Source organism: Castellaniella ginsengisoli, from assembly GCF_040955415.1.
In the GTDB taxonomy this organism is placed as follows: Bacteria; Pseudomonadota; Gammaproteobacteria; order Burkholderiales; family Burkholderiaceae_B; genus Castellaniella; species Castellaniella ginsengisoli.
This window is the reverse complement of the sequence record NZ_CP158257.1, coordinates 1,432,057-1,450,397: the sequence shown is the minus strand read 5'-3', so window position 1 is coordinate 1,450,397 and position 18,341 is coordinate 1,432,057. Positions and strand designations below refer to the sequence as shown.

Below are 18,341 nucleotides of genomic sequence, written 5' to 3'. Positions count from 1 at the left end.
GGCCATCCGCCGATCCAGGCGCACGCCCCGGGCAGACGGAATACGAGACGCATCATGCCGCGCTGGACGCTTGCCCTTCTGGCCATCGCCGCCGTCCTGGCGGTCCTCTGGTGGCTGAGCCTCAAGCCCTCGAACCACCGCGATTGGGCCGACGAGGTCTCCCGCACCCTGCGCGGCAGCGTGCAGGGTTCTCTCGTCACGCTGCACGACATCCGCGATTTCGACTGGCGCAGCGAAACGGACTACACCGCGCGCTGGCACGATGACGTCTACGATCTGGACGACCTGTCCTCCGTGGACATGGCGCTGTCCTACTGGATGGGGCCGGCCATCGCCCACACGCTGGTATCCTTCGGCTTCACGGACGGGCGCCACCTGGCGTTCTCCGTCGAAATCCGCAAAGAACGCGGCGAGGCGTTTTCCTCTCTGGGCGGTTTCTTCAAGCAGTTCGAGCTGTCCATCGTCGCCGCACAAGAGCGCGACATCCTGCACGTACGCGCCGGCCCCCGGGGCGAACAAGTCTTTCTGTACCCGGTGCGCATGCCTGCGCAGGCCCGGCACGCCTTGTTCCTGTCCTACGTAGCGCGCGCCAACCGGCTTGCGGACGAACCGCGCTTCTACCACACGCTGACGGCCAACTGCACGACGCTGGTCTACGACATGGTCCGCCCGCTGGTCCCAGGCCTGCCACTGGACGTCCGGCTGATCCTGTCGGGCTACCTGCCCGAATACCTGTACAGCCACGGCGGCCTGGACACGAGCCTGCCACTGGAAACACTGCGCGCCCGCGCCAATATCACGCGCCTCGCCGCCGAACGGGCCGACTCCGCAGAAGCCTTTTCACGCCGCATCCGCACACCGCGCGAATGACATCGCGGGCGCGGCCGCAAGCCGCCGCCTCGCCCCGTCTCGACAAACCGCTCGATATCGCTTCCATGCAGGGGGCACCGTTTCCTTTCCGGGCGCAACACGGCCGTCCCATGGCGGCATGGTCACGCGCGCCCGGGCCGATTGCCTCCAACAATGGAAAACTGAATTCGCATCAGACCTATTTATCGAGCAGCAGCAACGGCGCAGAATACGTCTCACCAAGGCAGGACATAGCGCGCAAAACGGAAAGCCCGCAGCGCCCTGCCCCATTGACCTACTTTAAATGAAGGAAACCATCATGAAAGTCACCGCCACCCTCGCCGCCCTCTCGCTCGGTCTTGCCTCTGCCGGCCTGGCCCACGCCGCCGACCTGACCCGCGCCCAAGTCGTCGAACAACTGCACGCCGCCCAGGCCCAGGGCCTCGTGACCATCGGCGAACAGGCCGCCTATCCGGCCGACGCCACGCCCAGCACTCTGAGCCGCACGGAAGTGGTCAATGCATTGCGTCTGGCGCAAGCGCAAGGCCAGCTTGCATTCGGCGAGCAAGCCCACTATCCGCGCAACCAGACCGAAGGCGCGTCCAAGACACGCAACCAAGTGCTGGCCGAGCTGGCCGCCGCCCGCGCCGACGGCTCGGTGATCATCGGCGAAAGCGAACACTATCCGCTGTAATTCCGGGCGGCCAGGCTGCGGCGCCCCGTGCGCCCGGCCGTGCTGGCGCGGATTGACGGCGGCGGCATGTTGCGCGACCAGCGAGCGAAACGCCGGGCTGTCGTAGCCGAAGTAGTAATCCGGCTGAGTGCAGATGGCGTAATCCGGCGGCTCGACATGCAAGATCGACGCGGCCTACCTGGTGGGCGCCGACGCCGCCCTGTACGCAGCAAAAAGCGCGGGCAAGAACCGGGTGAAGTGGGATGAGATGGTGGGCGGTACTGGGTTCGAACCAGTGACCCCTGCCGTGTGAAGGCAGAATGCCATTGTATTTCTAAGTTTCCTGACGTCTTTATACGTATATTTTTCAATAGGTTAGTTCTTTCAGAGTCCTTTATAATACCTGCAAGTACGCAGATGTTTTGCGTACTTGTTGCGTACAAAATGAGGACGACATGGCAAACAGCATTGATAGCGTGACGGCAAGGGCCAGACTCAAGGCGCGTCGTGATGCTTACTGGCATAAGATCGCTACCGGCTGTTATATCGGATTCCGCAAGACCACCCGCGACAGCACAGGCTCCTGGATAGCGCGATATTGGGACGACGCACACCGCAAGCAGCATTTTCAGTCGCTTGGTCAATTAGACGAGTACCTACCTGGGGATCGATTTGACAAAGCGGTAGCGCTTGCTCGCGACTGAATCACACCGGGGATCGCGGAGGCTGTTTGGTTAAAGTAAAACAGGTTCCACAGTCGGCGCTGCAAGTTGCCGATAGTATCGCGCTTCGGCCTCAGCGGGCGGAATGTCGCCGATGGATTCGAGCAGGCGTTGGTGGTTGAACCACGAGACCCATTCCAGGGTCGCCAATTCCACGGCAGCCTTGGTTTTCCAGGGCGCGCGCCGATGAATCACTTCCGTTTTGTAGAGGCCGTTGATCGTTTCGGCCAGCGCATTGTCATAGGCGCTTCCGGTGCTGCCGACTGATGGATTGATTCCGGCCTCGCTCAATCGGTCGGAGTAGCGGATGGACACGTATTGGGATCCCCTATCGGAATGATGGACGAGCCTATCGGACTGCGTCGGTCTTCGGTCATAGACAGCCTGCTCCAGGGCATCCAAGACAAAGTCTGTCGTCATGCTGCTGGAGGCTCGCCAGCCGACGATACGCTTGGCATAGGCGTCAATGACAAAGGCCACGTATAACCATCCCTGCCAGGTTGAGACGTAGGTGAAATCTGCGACCCACAGTCGATTGGGCCGGTCGGCCTCGAAGCGCCGCTTCACCAGATCTCGTGGACAGGCAGCTGCGCTATCAGGGATCGTGGTGCGAACCCGTTTGCCGCGCCTGATCCCCTCGATGCCAAGGTGTCGCATCAGACGCTCCACGGTGCACCGCGCCACCATCACCCCTTCTCGATTCAACTGCTTCCAGACCTTGCGGGCTCCATAGACCCGAAAGTTCTGTTCCCACACACGCTGGATATTCACCATGAGTTGTTCATCCCTCTTGGCTCGCAGGCTTCGCAGTTCCGGATTCCGGCATCGGGCGGCATATCGCCGGTAGGCTGACGGGGCGACCTGCAACACCTTGCAGATCGGCTCGACCCCATACAGGCCCCGATGCTGGTCGATGTAGGCGTTTATTTCTTCAGTTCGCGGTCGAGCGCCGCCTGAGCGAAAAAAGCGCTGGCCGACTTGAGAATTTCATTGGCCCGGCGCAATTCCTTGACTTCACGTTCCAGAGCCTTGATGCGCTCTTGCTCTGCCTGCGGCACGCCGGCCCGCGTACCGGCCTCCACTTCCTGGATCTGAACCCACTTCAACAGGGTGTATGCCGAGCAGCCGATCTTGGGCGCAATGGACTGCACTGCTACCCACTGCGATGGATACTCGCCACGATGCTCCTGGACCAGCCGTACGGCGCGCTCACGAACTTCGGGGGAAAACTTGTTGTTCTTGCTCATGGCTCCATTCTCTCAAGAATCGAAGCCTCCTGAAAACCCGGTGTGATTCAAATAGTACCTTGATCCGATGAGTGAAGACTGCCAAGATTCCGTCATGAAATCTTGGCAGTCTTGGTCATCTTGATTACCTTGACTAGAAACAACGGGGGTCATAACCTCCAGAACCAACCGCCGTTACCGTCCTTCTCCGCCCTTACTCGAAGCTCGGCTTTCGCGCGATTGATGGTTGATGTGGAGTGGCCCGCCTCCGTCGCAAGCTCTAGTATCTTCGTGGATGGTACCCGGCCTGAGCCGATCAGCACTCCACACAAGAAATCCTTCGCTTCATCCAACCTGCTCGACAGGTTCACACTTCGCTCAGCATCAGCCAAAATCGACTGTGCATCACCGTCCACTGAGTCGCCCCAAACCACCTTGGAGGTTTCAACGGCATGAGGAATGACTAAGTGCTCAACAGAGTATTCAAATCCTCCACCATCCGGCCCAAGATTGTTCTTCGCACGAGCAAAGAGTCGCTCGTCAGAATTTGAACGTCTGGCCGCGACCAAAACGACACGCGCAAGGGCGGCGAAAGCTTGCGATCCGATGACGCGATCTAGAGGATGCTGATTGACCTTCCCACCGCTTTTCGAAAAATGAGAGATTCCGATCACGGCGGCATTGGAACGAGCCAAAACGACGAGATCGTGCAAGTCCCGACGCACATCATTGGCACGGTGCGCATCTCCGGACACTGCGTTAATAATGGGATCAATGATTACGACAGCGGCCCCGCCGATCTCGGCAATCTTCATCATTAACTGACGTATATCAGTGCTCGGATCAAACTCTCGAAAGCTACCCTTGTCCTGAATCTGAGCCACAAAATGCACTCGCTCAAGGTCGGCGCCCATAGCAATCAGACGAGGTAGCAGCGTCGCTTCAATTTCATCTTCACCAGACCAAATCACGATGTTACCTGGCTTGATGCACTGCGATCCATCCGGCCAACACGCTGCACTTGATACGATCGATGCAATAGATAGCGCAAGTGTTGTCTTCCCAGTGCCGGGCATTCCCGCAAGAATCGTGATTGCGCCCCTCGGTAGCCAGTGCCTCCATAGCCATTGAACCGGTTGAGGCTCGCACTCAGCAGCTCGCAGCAGCCGAACCCCATCGGGGAACTCAGAAGTATCCCATGCCTTCATGACTGCCCCCCCGCAACAAGCTGGGCGGAGTCAATGGAAGAGGCTACCTCCATCCGCTTGCGCCATGCTGCAGCGGCTTCGACAGTAATCAACCGCCTGCGCCCTACGCGCATGAAAGCGGGCCCTTCGCCGTTGCCCCAAAGTCTGTATAGGTGGTTTCTACTAATTCCGTGCTCGTCACAGAAACTTTGTACTGAATAAACAATGTTTTCCTTTTTCATATCAGACCTTTAAGTAAAGCGCCATGGCCAGTTCCACAGCTAAGGTCATTATTCGGAAAATACCCGCTTCACGAGCGGGTATCAGTGCCCTTTGAGGGCACTGATAGGAAAAACTAGGACATCAGATGACGCTCTTTAGCATGCTAAAACGTCAAAATACGTCAAACGAGGCTCTTCATCATAATCGGGGGACAAGCGGTACTCATCATTAAACTTGTTGTTGCGACGAACAGGAATAATGAGAGGAAATACCGATGTCCCCAGTTGATTCTATCTTAGGCTTTGGCGGCTTGGCGATTGAACGCGTTCAGCGTCGAGAGGACATTCACGTGTGGGCCAAGCCTAAGCACCGTCCGGCATGTGTGTACTGCAACGAGACCGCAGTACGGATCAAGGCCACGTACCTGCGCACAGTCAAGCACACCCGTGTGGGCGACCGTTTAATGGTGCTGCACTTGAGGGTGCCTAAGTATCACTGCAAACAGTGCAATCGGTTCTTCCGTCATCGATTCCCTAGCATTCGCCCGCGTTATCGAGCCACCGAGTCGTATCGGCTGGAGGTCTTTGAGGCGCATGAGGGCGGTGTCAGTCAAAAGCGCCTGACCAGGACTCACAGGATCGGCAGCGCGACGGTTGAGCGCTGGTATCAGTCGTATGTGCGCCGTCGCGTCTCCGAGCTCTCGGGCAGGAGCTGCCCTCAGGTGCTGGGTATCGATGAGCACTTCTTTACGCGCAAGCGAGGCTACGCGACCACGCTGGTCGATCTGAAGAACCACAAGGTGTTCGACGTGGTGTTAGGGCGTTCTGAGCCGAGTCTACGCAGCTATCTGAAGCGTTTGCCAGGCAAGGAGAACGTGCGCGTTATCGTGATGGACTTATCGGAGACCTATCGCCGCATTGCCCAGCAGTACTTCCCTAACGCCATGATCGTGGCTGATCGATTCCATGTGGTGCGTCTGGTGAATCAGCACTTTTTGAAACTGTGGCAGCAACATGATCCCGAAGGGCGAAAGAACCGAGGTTTACTGAGCTTGATGCGCCGGCATCACTGGAAGCTCTCTGCGGTGCAGAAAGAGCGCCTGCATCAGTATCTGGCCCAGTCACCGACCCTTCAGGCGTTGTACTTCGCCAAGCAGCAATTGAATGGGTTTCTAGGGATGAAGAGCTTGAAGCGAAAGCGAGCCCGGCGGATGTTGCCACAGTTCCTTGCACTGATCGCACAGTTCGAGCAAAGCCCGGCCAGAGCGCTGGCGGCCACATTAAAATCCTGGCTAGAACCCATCGTCAGGATGTGGCGCTTCACCAAGTCCAACGGCATCACAGAGGGCTTCCATACCAAGATGGAAATGATCTCGCGCCGGGCGTATGGGTTTAGGAACTTTGAAAATTACCGGCTTAGGGTCTTGGCCCTGTGCGGTTGGGATGGTGTGATGCACCGTACTTGATGAGTGCCCTTCCCCCGATTATGGGGAAGAGCCTTGATTTATAAGGGAATATTTGGTGGGCGGTACTGGGTTCGAACCAGTGACCCCTGCCGTGTGAAGGCAGTGCTCTACCACTGAGCTAACCGCCCAATCGAACTGCTCAAAAGACGCGCGCGGGGCGCGAAAACAGCCGAATGGAAAGACAGCAATTATACATGGTTTTCAAGAGGCCCGCAGAACACGGCCTCAGCCGGCCACCTCGTGAGCTTCAAGCTCGACGGGGCGGTCGATCTGCCGCCACAGGCAAGGCCGGCCCGCCGCTTTATCCAGACCGTCCAGGTAGGCTTCATGCGCTTGCGAAGCCTGCTCGGCGACCTGAATGACAGGCAAGCCCGAGGCGTCGAACCGGCCATGGGCGCTCGCCGCGCCGGCGCCGGCATCCACCGCCTCATCGGACGCCTCGCCCAGCAGGGAATCCTGGCCGCGCGTCATCGCCAGCCAAACCTCGCCGAGCAATTCCGAGTCCAGCAAGGCGCCGTGCAAGGTCCGGTGCGCGTTGGAAATGCCGAACCGCTCGCACAGTGCGTCCAGGTTGTTGCGCTTGCCCGGGAACATCTCGCGCGCCACCATCAGCGAATCGGTGACCTTGCCGCACAGCTCGGTGAAGGGCGGCAGCCCGGCGCGGCGCAGCTCGGCGTTCAGGAATTTCACGTCGAAGGCCGCATTGTGGATGATGACCTCGGCATCGCGGACGAAATCCACCAGTTGCCGGGCAACCTCCCGGAAGCGCGGATGGCCGGACAGGAATTCGGTCGTCAGCCCGTGGACCCGCAAGGCCTCGGGATCGCTGTCGCGATCGGGATTCAGGTACAGATGCAGATGGCGGTCGGTGACCCGCCGGTTGAGTATCTCGACGCACGCCAGTTCCACCACCCGGTGGCCCTGCTCGGGCTCCAGGCCCGTGGTTTCCGTATCCAGAACGATTTGACGCATGGGTTTCCTTGCCGGTCCGCCGGACCCGGCCGTATGGCTAGAATTCAGGAGACGCGGACGCCTTGAGGGTCTTCGACGCCAAGGTTGGCGAGGGCATCCGCCCGCTCATTGCCGGGGTCGCCGGCATGGCCCTTGACCCACCGCCAGTGTAATTCATGGCCGGCGGCCAGTTCATCCAGGGTGCGCCACAGGTCGGCGTTCTTGACCGGCTTTTTATCCGCCGTGCGCCAGTCGCGCCGTTTCCAGTTGGGCAACCATTCGGTCATGCCCTTCTGGACGTAGGACGAGTCAGTATGCACCGTGACGATGCAGCGCCGCTTGAGCGCCCGCAACGCCTGGATCACGGCCATGAGCTCCATGCGATTATTGGTCGTATCCGGCTCGCCGCCATACAGCGTTTTTTCGTGCGGCCCCTGACGCAGCAGCACGCCCCACCCGCCCGGCCCCGGATTGCCCTTGCAGGCGCCATCCGTCCAGGCATCGACCCTGGGCACGGCCGGCGCGGCGCCGTTTCTGGATTCAGCCATGACCATCCTCATTGATTCGATTGGCGACGGGCGACACGGCGCCCCGGCGCACGCGGCGGCGCCGGGCCTGGCGCCAGGCCGGCCCGACCAGGCGCACCCCCGAGACCCGCTTGACCGCCGCAATCGCATAGACCGCGCCGCCGGCGGGCCACCAGCGGTCGCCCGCGTGTTCCATGAAACGCCAGCGATGCAACCAGAGCTGAGTGGCGCACAGGGGCGCGTAGCAGCCGAAACGGCCCCGGTCCATCTCGAAGGACAGCAGCTTGAACCAGTCTTTCAGGCGCGCCGGAGAGACCTGGGACGGCACCGGCACCGGAAGGCGCAGTTCCAGGCCCGGCAGGGATTCCCGCAGGCCCCACAAACTATAGGGATTGAAGCCGGTCAGCACCACCCGGCCCTCGGGCATCAGCACGCGCTCGACCTCGCGCAGGACCTGGTGCGGATCCGCGCACCATTCCAGCGTATGAGGCATGACCATCAAGTCGATGCTTTGCGTGTCGAAGGGCAGTTGCTCGGGTTCGCAGACCAGCCGGCCGGCCCGCGTGCCATAAGGCGCGCTGGGGCTGTGCGCCCAGGCCTTGTAGGGGATGCGGTTGGCCTGCAGCAGGTTCCAGTGCGGCAGCCCGACTTGTATGGCATGATAACCAAACGCATTGCCAACCATGGCGTCGACCTGGCGCTGTTCCCAGGCGCGCACATACCGCCCCGCCGGGGTTTCCAGCCATTCGGCCAATTCGACCGGCATTTCGCGCTGCGCCGCCACCCTCACTCCTTGCCATGAATCAGTCCACTTCCGCACAGGCCACCCTGACGCCCATCCCGGCCCTGTCGGACAACTACATCTGGATGGTACAAAAAAACGGTCACGCCTTCGTCGTGGACCCGGGTGAATCCGAGCCCGTCGAGGCCTTGCTGCATGACGGGCTGGTCCTGGAAGCCATCCTGGTCACGCACCACCACGGCGACCACGTCGGCGGGGTGCGTGCATTACAACAGCGAACCGGTGCGCGCGTCTATGGGCCGCGCCGCGAAAACATCCCGGCCTGCGACGTCCCACTGGCCGAAGGCGACATCGTCGATCTGCCCGGCACGGGCCTGCGGCTCCAGGTGCTCGACATCCCCGGCCACACGGCCGGCCATATCGCCTACGCCGGTCAGCTCGATCCCGGCCGGCCGGCGGTCTTCTGCGGCGATACCCTGTTTGCCGCCGGCTGCGGCCGCCTGTTCGAAGGCCCCCCCGCCCAGATGCTCCACTCCCTGGACAAGCTCTCCGGGCTGGCGCCGGACACCCTGGTGTGCTGCGCGCATGAGTACACGCTGTCCAACATCCGCTGGGCGCTGCAGGTCGAGCCGGACAACGCCGCCTTGCAGCGGCGCGCCCGGGACGCCGCCCGGCTGCGCGAACAGAACCAGCCCACCTTGCCATCCACGCTCGGCCTGGAGCGAGCGACAAACCCGTTCCTGCGCACCGGCCAAGCCGATGTCCGCGCCGCCGCCACGCGGCATGCCCGGGCGCCCCTGGACACTCCCCAGGCGGTCTTCGCCGCCCTGCGGCAATGGAAAAACGACTTCAGGTAAGCCGCCGATCTCCGTCCGCCATTCGGGCGGCTTCTCAAGTCCTCTGCACAAACATGTGATTCATTGGGTAAAATCGGGAAATTTCACGCCTTGAAATCCCCCATGATCCGCCGCCCATGAACATCCTGCGACTCCTTCTGCCGTTGATCCTGGTCGCATTGGCCGGCTGCGCCGCCAACCAGACCACCGAGCAGCGCCAGGCCTATGTAGCGGAAGACACCTCGCGCACCGTCGACCTGACCCACCCGCCCCGCGACATGTGGGATCGCATCCGGCGCGGTTTCGCCATCCCCAACCTGCGCAACGAGCGGGTCGACTACTGGACGGACTACTACGCCTCGCACCCGCAATCGGTGCTGCTCATGAGCCAGCGGGCGGGCAAATACCTGTACTACATCGTCGACGAGCTCAATCGCCGCGGCATGCCCACGGAACTGGCCCTGCTGCCTTTCGTCGAATCCGCCTACAACCCCAACGCCCTGTCGCGCTCCAAGGCGTCCGGCCTGTGGCAATTCATCCCCAGCACCGGCCTGCACTACAAGCTGGAACAAAACTGGTGGCGCGACCAGCGGCGCGATCCGGTCGCCTCCACCCAGGCGGCGCTGGATTACCTGAGCTATCTGTACGATTTCCAGGGCGACTGGTATCTGGCGCTGGCCTCGTACAACTGGGGTGAAGGCGCCGTGAAGCGCGCCATCGGCAGGGCGGCGGATGCCGGCCAACCCACTGGCTACACCGCGCTGGAGATGCCCGAAGAGACCCGCAACTACGTCCCGAAACTCCAGGCCATCAAGAACATCATCGCCCGGCCCGAAAAATTCGGCATCACCCTGCCCAACGTCAGCAACACCCCGTATTTCACCACCGTACGCAAGTCGCGCGACATGGATATCGCCGTGGCCGCCGCGCTGGCGGAAATGCCGCTGGAGGATTTCCAGGCGCTGAACCCCTCGTACAACCGGCCCGTCATCCTGGCGTCCCACCAAGCGACCCTGCACCTGCCTCTGGACAAGGTCGGCGTCTTCAACGAGAACCTGAAGGCGTATACGGGCCGCCTGACCTCCTGGCAGGTCGTCCACCCGAAAAAAGGCCAGTCCCTGGCGGCCATCGCCAAGGCGCACGGCATCACCCTGGAGCAACTGCGCCAGGCCAACAAGCTGAGCGCGAAGCAGACCCGCGCCACCGTCGCCACGCTGCTGATCCCGGCACGGGAATCCCAGGCCGGCGGCCTCATGCTGGCTTCCTACTCGGCGCCCACCGCCGATTCGACACCCCAGGCCGCTGCGACCGGACGGAGCAGCACTTCGATCCGCATCGTCAACCGGCCGCACGCCGCCGACCTGCGGCCCAAGCCCGTCATCCGCACCCACACGATCCGCCGGGGCGACACCTTGTATTCGCTGGCGCGGCGCTACAACACCTCGGTGGACGCCCTGCGCAAACTCAACAATCTGAAGGGCTCCTCCTTGTCCGCCGGCCAGCGCCTGCGCGTGCCGGGCGCGGATGTACAGGGATAAATTTTCATAGGACACATCATGGGCATTCTCAACGGCAAACGCATCCTGATCACAGGCGTCATTTCCAACCGGTCGATCGCCTACGGCATCGCGCACGCCTGCCGCGCCCAGGGGGCGGAGCTGGCGCTCACCTACGTCGGCGAACGTTTCGAGGAGCGCGTACGCGGCTTCGCCCAAGACCTGGGCAGCGACATCATCATCCCCTGCGACGTATCCGACGACGCCCAGATCGAAGCCACCTTCGCCACGCTGCGCGAGCGCTGGGACGGCCTGGATGGCCTGGTCCATTCGATCGGGTTCGCGCCGCGCGATGCCCTGGAAGGCGACTTCCTGGACGGCATGACGCGCGAGAATTTCCGCATCGCCCACGACATTTCCGCCTACAGCTTCCCGGCCCTTACCAAGGCCGCCCTGCCCCTGCTGGAAGGCCGCAACGGCTCGGTCCTGACCCTGACCTACCTGGGCGCCGAAAAAGCCATCCCCAACTACAACATGATGGGGCTGGCCAAGGCTTCCCTGGAAGCCAGCGTCCGCTACCTGGCCAAATCCCTGGGCAAGCAGGGCCTGCGCGCCAATGGCATCTCCGCCGGCCCGATCAAGACCCTGGCGGCCAGCGGCATCCGCGACTTCTCCAACATGCTGAAATACGTAGAATCCCAGTCCCCGCTGGGCCGCAATGTCACCATCGAGGACGTCGGCAAGGCCGCGTCCTTCCTGCTGTCGGACCTGGCCAGCGGTGTCACCGGCGAAATCCTGCACGTCGATTGCGGCTTTTCCAACACCGTGCCGGGCATGGACTGAAGCCCTTCATCCCATCGGCACACGGACTCAGGCAAGCCGCCATGGCGCACTCTGAACAGGACCGGGCCCGCAGCAAGCTGCAGGGCTTTCTGGAAGACAAGCTCAAGTGGCACGACTACACCCATCTGGTCGTGGCCGACGAAGACATGGATCCGGCCGCCTGGTTCATCCATACTATCGGCCTGGCCCGGGCGGGGGACGCCGAACTGATCATCACCGGCACACTGGACCATGCCCTGGCCATGGAGGTGATCTCGGATGTGGTGGCTTATGGCCGCCAGGCGGGCGGCCTGGCCGATGACCAGTCGCCCGGCCCCGCCGTGCGCATCCCCGTGCAGTTGCGGGACGTCTCCACGCCTTTCGTGCGCTCGCAACGGGTCGCCCAGGCCAGCAGCCGATTCGGCGCCTCGATCCGGGTGTTCCAGATCGTCTGGGCCGATGCGGCCGGGCGGTTCCCGGACGATCCGGCCTACGATCAGGCCGGCAGCCCCCAGCAGAAGCTGTGGGAGGCTCAAACCTGAGTCTCACGCCGCCTCAAAGAAAAACCCCGCAGCACCAAAAGGGCTGCGGGGTCTTTCTTTCCGGGGCCTGCCCGGAAGAATTCCTGGCGGACAAGGGGGGATTCGAACCCCCGATACGCTATTCACGTATACACGCTTTCCAGGCGTGCGCCTTCAACCACTCGGCCACCTGTCCTGCACGCCCGCACGCCATTGGCGGCAGACGAAGTCCGCTATTCTAACAGAAGAATGCCTGACTTGTCTGAAACCGGCCCTGGCTAGGCGCGGCCGGCTGCATGAACCGGGCGCGCCAGCCTGATCAGACGATGCCCATCCCCGCGGGCGCGGCCACGCCCATGCCGCCGACCATGCGTTCGACGTAGCGGGCGATGAGATCGATTTCCAGATTGACCGGAGCGCCGACTTCCAGGTTGCGCAAGGTCGTGACCTGGACGGTGTGCGGGATCAGGTTGATGGAGATTTCCGTGCCTTCTTCCTGGTCGTCCACGCGATTGACCGTCAGACTGACGCCGTCGACCGTGACCGATCCCTTGTAGGCCAGGTATTTCGACAGATGGGCCGGCACGATAATGCGCAACTCGGTCGATTCAGCCACCGCATCAAAGCAGGTCACGCGCCCCACGCCATCGACGTGGCCGGACACCAGATGCCCGTCCAGGCTGTCGCCCAGGCGCAGGGCGTGCTCCAGGTTCACCTCGCCGGAACGATCCAGGCCGCAGGTGCGGTCCAGGCTCTCGCGCGAGACATCGACCTCGAAGGCGTCGTCATGCAAGGCGACGACCGTCATGCAGGCCCCCTGGATGGCGATCGAATCCCCCAGGCGGGTTGCGTCGAGCGGCAGGCCGCCGGCCTGGATGAGCAGGCGCACGCCCGCATCCTCGCCCGCCCCGAGGGGGCGAACTTCGGTGATGCGGCCCACGGCCGCGACGATACCAGTGAACATGGGCTACTCTCTTTTCAAACCGCAGGCCTCGGCCAGCGCCTGCCAGCGGACCGGATCGCGCAGCCGCAGCCGCATGTCCCGGCCCAGATGCGCAACATCCAGGAACTCATACCGATAGGCTTGGTCCAGGGCTTCGACAGGGGCCGGCAAGGCCGCCAGGCCCTGGCCGTCGCCCAGAATGCTGGGCGCCAGGTAGGCGACCCATTCGTCCACCAGGCGGGCCTGGATCAGCGCGCCCTGCAGCCGTGCGCCGGCCTCGACGTGGACCTCGTTGATCTCATGCTCGCCCAGCCAGCGCATCAGCGCCGCGAGGGACAGGCCGCCCTGGTTGTCCGCGGGCAGCACGATGACGCGCACGTTGCGCGCAGACAGGCGGGCGGCCTTGCCGGCGTCGGGCCGCGTCGTGAAGACCCAGACCGGATCGCCGTTGATGATCCGGGCCTGCTCGCCCAGCACGAACTGGGTGTCCAACACCGCGCGGACCGGCTGGCGCGGTGTCTCGATCGCGCGCACGTCCAGCATGGGGTCGTCGGCCAGGATCGTCCCGATGCCGGTCAGCACCATGCAGGCGCGGGCGCGCCAGCGGTGCCCATCGTCGCGGGCGGCATCCCCCGTGATCCACTGGGAACGGCCGTCTGGCAGTGCCATGCGCCCGTCGAACGATGCGGCGGACTTCAGCCACAGCCAAGGGGTGCCGCGCGTCATCCGGGCGCAAAAGCCCGGATTCTGCGCCATCACATCCTCTGCGAACAGGCCGACGTCGACGCGGATGCCGGCGGCCCTGAGCCGTTCGATCCCGCGGCCGGCCACCTTGGGGTTGGGATCCCGCAGGCCGACCACGACCCGCTCGATGCCGGCGGCAATCAAGGCGTCGGCGCACGGCGGCGTGCGGCCTGTGTGGCTGCAGGGTTCCAGCGTGACAAAGGCCGTGGCGCCGCGCACGTCCACGCCCTGGAGGGCGGCCTCATGCAGGGCCTGGGCCTCGGCATGACGCCCGCCCACCTGCTGCGTGCATCCCTCGGCCAGCCAGCGGCCGCCGCGCACCAGCACACAGCCGACGCGCGGATTCGGATTGCTGACGAACAGGGACTGCTCGGCGACCGTCAGGGCGCGCCGCATCCAGCGGTGATCCTCGGTGGACGGGAAAGAGCCGCCGGACTGCGCCTGCGCCGCGCCGTTCACGGAAGAGGCGCCTTCCGCCTTGAGGCGGCCCGACGCCGAAAGAAGGGGATCAGACGGTTTCATCGGCATCGTCCGCACGGCGGAATTCGTCGATGGCCTGGACGAACTCGCGAATATCCTCGAAGCTGCGATAGACCGACGCAAAGCGCACATAGGCCACCGGGTCCAATTGGCGCAATTCCGACATGACCAGTTCGCCGACGCGGTCGGACGGCACCTCGCGCTGGCCGCTGGTCATCAGGCGCTCCTGGATGCGCGCGACGGCGGCGTCCACCGCCGTCGCGCTGACGGGGCGCTTGCGCAGGGCCAGGGACATGCTGCCATGCAGCTTGGCCGGATCGAATTCGACCCGGGTTCCGTTGCGCTTGACGATGGCGGGCATCATCAGGTCCACCCGCTCATAGGTCGTGAAGCGGCGCTCACAGGCCGTACAGCGGCGGCGGCGGCGGATCGTGTCGCCTTCCTCGGAAACCCGGGAATCCACGACCTGGGTATCGGCACAACTGCAGAACGGACACTTCATCTGCGCTGCGGGCGCCCTCAGGCGCCCGTTCCGGTTGGGTTAGCGGTAGACCGGCAGGCGCGCGGTCAGCTCGTTGACCCGCGCGCGCACCCGGGCGACGTTGTCGGCGTCGTTCGGATTATCGAGCACGTCGGCGATCAGATTGCCGGTGAGCTCGGCCTCGGCCTCTTTGAAGCCGCGCGTGGTCATGGCCGGCGTGCCCAGGCGGATGCCGCTGGTCACGAAGGGCTTTTCGGGGTCGTTCGGGATGGCGTTCTTGTTGACGGTGATATGCGCTTCGCCCAGGACGGCCTCGGCCGCCTTGCCGGTGATGCCCTTGGCGCGCAGATCCACCAGCATCACGTGGCTTTCAGTGCGGCCGGACACGATGCGCAGACCGCGCTTGACCAGGGTGTCGGCCAGCACGCGGGCGTTGGCGGCCACCTGGGCGGCATAGGCCTTGAATTCGGGCTGCAGGGCTTCGCCGAAGGCCACGGCCTTGGCGGCGATGACGTGCATCAGCGGCCCGCCCTGGATGCCCGGGAAGATGGCGGAATTGACGGCTTTCTCGAATTCGGCCTTCATCATGATGACGCCGCCGCGCGGACCGCGCAGCGACTTGTGCGTGGTCGAGGTGACGAAATCGGCGTGCGGCACGGGATTGGGGTAGACGCCGCCCGCCACCAGGCCGGCGTAGTGGGCGATATCCACCATGAACAGGGCGCCGTTGTCATGGGCGATGCGCGCCATGCGCTCGAAGTCGATGCGCAACGAATAGGCCGAAGCCCCGCCGACGATCATCTTGGGCTTGAGGGTGCGGGCGAGTTCTTCGAGCTTGTCGTAATCCAGGACTTCATTGGCGTCCAGGCCATAGGAATGGAAGTCGTACAGCTTGCCGGAAGCGTTCACCGGAGAACCGTGGGTGAGGTGGCCGCCTTCGGCCAGGCTCATGCCCAGCACGGTGTCGCCCGGCTTGAGCATCGCCATGTACACGCCCTGGTTGGCCTGGGAGCCGGAATTCGGTTGCACGTTGGCCGCCTCCGCGCCGAAGATCGCCTTCAAGCGGTCAATGGCCAGTTGTTCGACCACGTCCACGTATTCGCAACCGCCGTAGTAACGCTTGCCGGGATAGCCTTCGGCGTACTTGTTGGTCAACTGCGTGCCCTGGGCCTGCATGACGGCGGGGCTGGCATAGTTTTCCGAGGCGATCAGCTCGATGTGCTGCTCCTGGCGGGTGTTTTCCTGCTGGATGGCGGCCCAGATATCCGGGTCGGCCTGGTCGAGAGTACGGGAACGGTCAAACATGGGGTGATGGTCCTGAGGGCAGTGGAGTCGATGGGGTGAAAGGAATCCGGGTCATTCTAGCGCGAACCCCCGCGCCCTCTCTTCAGAGGGCGTGCAGGCGGGGATTCAGGGTATAGGTGCCGGTGAGGGACGCCTGGGCCAGAACGCGCCCCCGCATGGCCTCGAGCGCCTGGGCGCCGGTGAAGCGCCCGGACACGCCCAGCTCGGCCACGTCCAGCGCATAGACCGTGAAGACGTAGCGGTGGATGCGCGCGTCGTTCCAGGGCGGGCAAGGGCCGTCGTAGCCAAAGTAGTCGCCGCTCATGTCGCGATCGGCGGCGAACCAGCCCGTATAGTCGTTCAGCCCCTGGCGCGTACCGTCCAGCGCCAGCGGGCCCGCCTTGCCGCGCGGCGTGATGTCGTTGGAATAATCGCCCTCGGCGATGGCGCGCGCATCGGGCGACACATCCACCAGCACCCAATGAAAGAAATCGGTGCGCGGAAGGTCGGCGGGAATCTCGCGGCCTTCCTGGTTGACGTCGTCGGGCCGCGTCGGCACATCCGGATCGACGCACAGGATCGCGAAGGACCGCGTGCCTTCGGGCACGTTCGTCCAGGCCAGGTGGGGATTCCGGTTGCCGGCCAGGGCAACGTGGGTCTGCGGATCGATCCGCGCGAAGGCATTGCGTTCTGGAATGACCCCCTGGTCGGGGAAAGACTCGCTGTGCAGTTTCATGAGGGCCTCCGTGGGGGTTTTTGGCTCAGGTCAGCGTGACCCGGGCGAACTTGCGCTTGCCGACCTGCATGACGTAGGTGCCGGCCGCCAGCAGCAGGGATTTGTCTTCGACGCGGTCGCCGCCGATGCGCACACCGCCTTGCTCGATATTGCGCTGGGCCTCGGATGCCGAGGCCGCCAGCCCCGATTCGCGCAGAACCTTGAGAATGCCCATGGGCGCGGCCCCGACGGTGACCTCGGGCATCTCTTCGGGAATCGCGCCGTCGCGGAAGCGGGCGTTGAACTGCTCGAGCGCGCGCGCGCCGGCCCCGGCGCCGTGGAACCGGTCGACGATTTCGCCGGCCAGCAGCACCTTGGCGTCACGCGGATTGCGGCCGGCCGAGATTTCCGCCTGCAAGGCGCCGATGGCCTCGATCGAGCGGAAGGACAGCAGCTCGAAATAGCGCCACATCAAGGTGTCGGAAATGGACATCAGCTTGCCGAACATGGAGTCCGGCGCTTCGGTGATGCCGATGTAGTTGCCCTTGGACTTGGACATTTTCTCGACGCCGTCCGTGCCTTCGAGCAACGGCATCGTCAGCACGCATTGGGGCTCCTGGCCGTATTCCTTCTGCAGCTCGCGGCCCACCAGAAGATTGAATTTCTGGTCGGTGCCGCCGAGTTCCAGATCCGCCTTCAGGGCGACGGAGTCGTAGCCCTGCAGCAGCGGGTACAGGAATTCGTGCACGGAAATCGGCACGCCACCCTTGAAACGCCGGGTGAAGTCGTCGCGCTCCATCATGCGCGCGACGGTATAGCGCGACGCCAACTGGATCAAGCCCCGCGTCCCCAGCGGATCGCACCATTCGGAGTTGTAGCGGATTTCCGTGCGGTCGGGGTCCAGCACCAGGCTGGCCTGGGCATAGTAGGTCTTGGCGTTTTCGCGGATCTGCTCGGGCGTGAGCGGCGGGCGGGTGGCGTTGCGGCCGCTGGGATCGCCGATCTGGGCGGTGAAATCGCCGATCAGAAAGATCACGGTATGCCCGAGATCCTGCAACTGGCGCATTTTATTCAGCACCACCGTGTGGCCCAGATGGATGTCGGGCGCGGTGGGATCCAGACCGAGCTTGATGCGCAAAGGCGTACCGGTGGCGCGGCTGCGGGCGAGCTTGGTGGCGAATTCGGAGACGACGAGCAATTCGTCGCAACCCCGCTGGGCCACGCGCAGATCTTCGGCGATCCGCGGGTCGACGGGGTCGGAGGGGGACGACATGATAGACGCTTTTACCAGAAAAAAATGAAAAACCGCTCGAAAAAACAGCAAGTATGCGCTAGCATAACGTGCCATCGCAGCTTCTGTACAACACAATTCGACGCCGGTCCGGGCGGCAGGGATCTCATGTTAGCAGACCCCCCGCTTCCGCCCGGGATGCGCGCAGCCTGAATCCACCACAC

19 protein-coding genes, 2 tRNA genes and 1 other annotated feature are annotated in these 18,341 nt (G+C 63.4%); of the genes, 8 read left to right on the top strand and 13 right to left on the bottom strand.

Annotated features, from left to right (window positions below):
* Nucleotides 1–54: 54 nt before the first annotated feature.
* The 3 genes from ABRZ00_RS06870 to ABRZ00_RS06860 all read left to right on the top strand — a co-directional run bounded on the left by ABRZ00_RS06870 (nucleotide 55) and on the right by ABRZ00_RS06860 (nucleotide 2,226).
* Entirely contained in the window at nucleotides 55–870 is an 816-nt protein-coding gene (locus tag ABRZ00_RS06870) for a DUF4105 domain-containing protein (RefSeq protein ID WP_368642527.1), read from the top strand.
* Nucleotides 871–1,168: 298 nt separating this feature from the next.
* Nucleotides 1,169–1,543 carry a DUF4148 domain-containing protein gene (locus ABRZ00_RS06865; protein ID WP_368642528.1) on the top strand — a complete coding sequence of 125 codons (375 nt, stop codon included), beginning with the start codon at nucleotides 1,169–1,171 and terminating at the stop codon, nucleotides 1,541–1,543.
* Between the two features lie 434 nt (nucleotides 1,544–1,977).
* The gene (locus ABRZ00_RS06860; RefSeq protein ID WP_368644162.1) at nucleotides 1,978–2,226 is read left to right on the top strand and encodes a hypothetical protein; all 249 of its coding nucleotides are present in this window, start codon (nucleotides 1,978–1,980) and stop codon (nucleotides 2,224–2,226) included.
* 30 nt (nucleotides 2,227–2,256) lie between these two features.
* Here ABRZ00_RS06860 and ABRZ00_RS06855 read toward each other — a convergent pair.
* A protein-coding gene (locus ABRZ00_RS06855; protein ID WP_343839197.1) for an IS3 family transposase occupies nucleotides 2,257–3,491 on the bottom strand; the annotation gives its coding sequence in 2 pieces (ribosomal slippage) (nucleotides 2,257–3,212 and nucleotides 3,212–3,491; 1,236 coding nt in all).
* Nucleotides 3,097–3,213: a sequence feature (AL1L pseudoknot), on the bottom strand. (Overlaps the previous gene by 117 nt.)
* Nucleotides 3,492–3,640: 149 nt before the next feature.
* Nucleotides 3,641–4,678 carry an AAA family ATPase gene (locus tag ABRZ00_RS06850; protein ID WP_368644161.1) on the bottom strand — a complete coding sequence of 346 codons (1,038 nt, stop codon included), beginning with the start codon at nucleotides 4,676–4,678 and terminating at the stop codon, nucleotides 3,641–3,643.
* A gap of 475 nt (nucleotides 4,679–5,153) precedes the next feature.
* Between ABRZ00_RS06850 and ABRZ00_RS06845 the strand changes: the two genes are divergently transcribed.
* Nucleotides 5,154–6,344, top strand: coding sequence for an ISL3 family transposase (locus tag ABRZ00_RS06845; RefSeq protein ID WP_368644160.1), 1,191 nt, complete (start codon nucleotides 5,154–5,156; stop codon nucleotides 6,342–6,344).
* Nucleotides 6,345–6,397: 53 nt separating this feature from the next.
* Here ABRZ00_RS06845 and ABRZ00_RS06840 read toward each other — a convergent pair.
* The 4 genes from ABRZ00_RS06840 to ABRZ00_RS06825 form a co-directional block, all read right to left on the bottom strand.
* Nucleotides 6,398–6,472 (bottom strand) — tRNA-Val (locus tag ABRZ00_RS06840).
* A 97-nt stretch (nucleotides 6,473–6,569) separates the two neighbouring features.
* Nucleotides 6,570–7,316, bottom strand: a complete 747-nt coding sequence (dnaQ, locus tag ABRZ00_RS06835; RefSeq protein WP_368642529.1) for a DNA polymerase III subunit epsilon — start codon at nucleotides 7,314–7,316, stop codon at nucleotides 6,570–6,572.
* 44 nt (nucleotides 7,317–7,360) lie between these two features.
* The gene (gene rnhA / locus ABRZ00_RS06830; RefSeq protein WP_368642530.1) at nucleotides 7,361–7,843 is read right to left on the bottom strand and encodes a ribonuclease HI; all 483 of its coding nucleotides are present in this window, start codon (nucleotides 7,841–7,843) and stop codon (nucleotides 7,361–7,363) included.
* Entirely contained in the window at nucleotides 7,836–8,588 is a 753-nt protein-coding gene (locus ABRZ00_RS06825) for a methyltransferase domain-containing protein (RefSeq protein ID WP_343836323.1), read from the bottom strand. Before ABRZ00_RS06825 ends, rnhA begins: the two co-directional genes overlap by 8 nt.
* 32 nt (nucleotides 8,589–8,620) lie before the next feature.
* On the opposite strand from ABRZ00_RS06825, the gene gloB reads away from it, so the two are divergent.
* From gloB to ABRZ00_RS06805, 4 genes are all read left to right on the top strand, one after another.
* Nucleotides 8,621–9,421, top strand: coding sequence for a hydroxyacylglutathione hydrolase (gene gloB / locus ABRZ00_RS06820; RefSeq protein WP_368644159.1), 801 nt, complete (start codon nucleotides 8,621–8,623; stop codon nucleotides 9,419–9,421).
* A gap of 116 nt (nucleotides 9,422–9,537) precedes the next feature.
* Nucleotides 9,538–10,938, top strand: a complete 1,401-nt coding sequence (locus tag ABRZ00_RS06815; protein ID WP_368642532.1) for a transglycosylase SLT domain-containing protein — start codon at nucleotides 9,538–9,540, stop codon at nucleotides 10,936–10,938.
* Between the two features lie 18 nt (nucleotides 10,939–10,956).
* Nucleotides 10,957–11,739: an enoyl-ACP reductase FabI gene (gene fabI, locus ABRZ00_RS06810; protein ID WP_343836114.1), complete on the top strand. Its 783-nt coding sequence runs from the start codon at nucleotides 10,957–10,959 to the stop codon at nucleotides 11,737–11,739.
* Between the two features lie 41 nt (nucleotides 11,740–11,780).
* Nucleotides 11,781–12,260: a DUF4262 domain-containing protein gene (locus ABRZ00_RS06805; RefSeq protein WP_368642533.1), complete on the top strand. Its 480-nt coding sequence runs from the start codon at nucleotides 11,781–11,783 to the stop codon at nucleotides 12,258–12,260.
* Nucleotides 12,261–12,344: 84 nt separating this feature from the next.
* Here ABRZ00_RS06805 and ABRZ00_RS06800 read toward each other — a convergent pair.
* The 7 genes from ABRZ00_RS06800 to tyrS form a co-directional block, all read right to left on the bottom strand.
* Nucleotides 12,345–12,435 (bottom strand) — tRNA-Ser (locus ABRZ00_RS06800).
* 123 nt (nucleotides 12,436–12,558) lie between these two features.
* Nucleotides 12,559–13,203, bottom strand: a complete 645-nt coding sequence (locus ABRZ00_RS06795; protein ID WP_368642534.1) for a riboflavin synthase — start codon at nucleotides 13,201–13,203, stop codon at nucleotides 12,559–12,561.
* 3 nt (nucleotides 13,204–13,206) lie between these two features.
* On the bottom strand, nucleotides 13,207–14,448 hold the full coding sequence (gene ribD, locus ABRZ00_RS06790; protein WP_368642535.1) for a bifunctional diaminohydroxyphosphoribosylaminopyrimidine deaminase/5-amino-6-(5-phosphoribosylamino)uracil reductase RibD: 1,242 nt from the start codon (nucleotides 14,446–14,448) through the stop codon (nucleotides 13,207–13,209).
* Nucleotides 14,435–14,908, bottom strand: coding sequence for a transcriptional regulator NrdR (gene nrdR, locus ABRZ00_RS06785; protein ID WP_343836118.1), 474 nt, complete (start codon nucleotides 14,906–14,908; stop codon nucleotides 14,435–14,437). The genes ribD and nrdR overlap by 14 nt, the downstream gene beginning before the upstream one ends.
* A gap of 39 nt (nucleotides 14,909–14,947) precedes the next feature.
* Entirely contained in the window at nucleotides 14,948–16,192 is a 1,245-nt protein-coding gene (gene glyA, locus ABRZ00_RS06780) for a serine hydroxymethyltransferase (protein ID WP_343836119.1), read from the bottom strand.
* Between the two features lie 82 nt (nucleotides 16,193–16,274).
* Nucleotides 16,275–16,907, bottom strand: coding sequence for a YbhB/YbcL family Raf kinase inhibitor-like protein (locus ABRZ00_RS06775; RefSeq protein WP_368642537.1), 633 nt, complete (start codon nucleotides 16,905–16,907; stop codon nucleotides 16,275–16,277).
* 25 nt (nucleotides 16,908–16,932) lie between these two features.
* Nucleotides 16,933–18,159 (bottom strand): tyrosine--tRNA ligase, encoded by a 1,227-nt coding sequence (tyrS, locus tag ABRZ00_RS06770; protein WP_368642538.1) that lies wholly within the window; start codon nucleotides 18,157–18,159, stop codon nucleotides 16,933–16,935.
* Nucleotides 18,160–18,341: the final 182 nt, after the last annotated feature.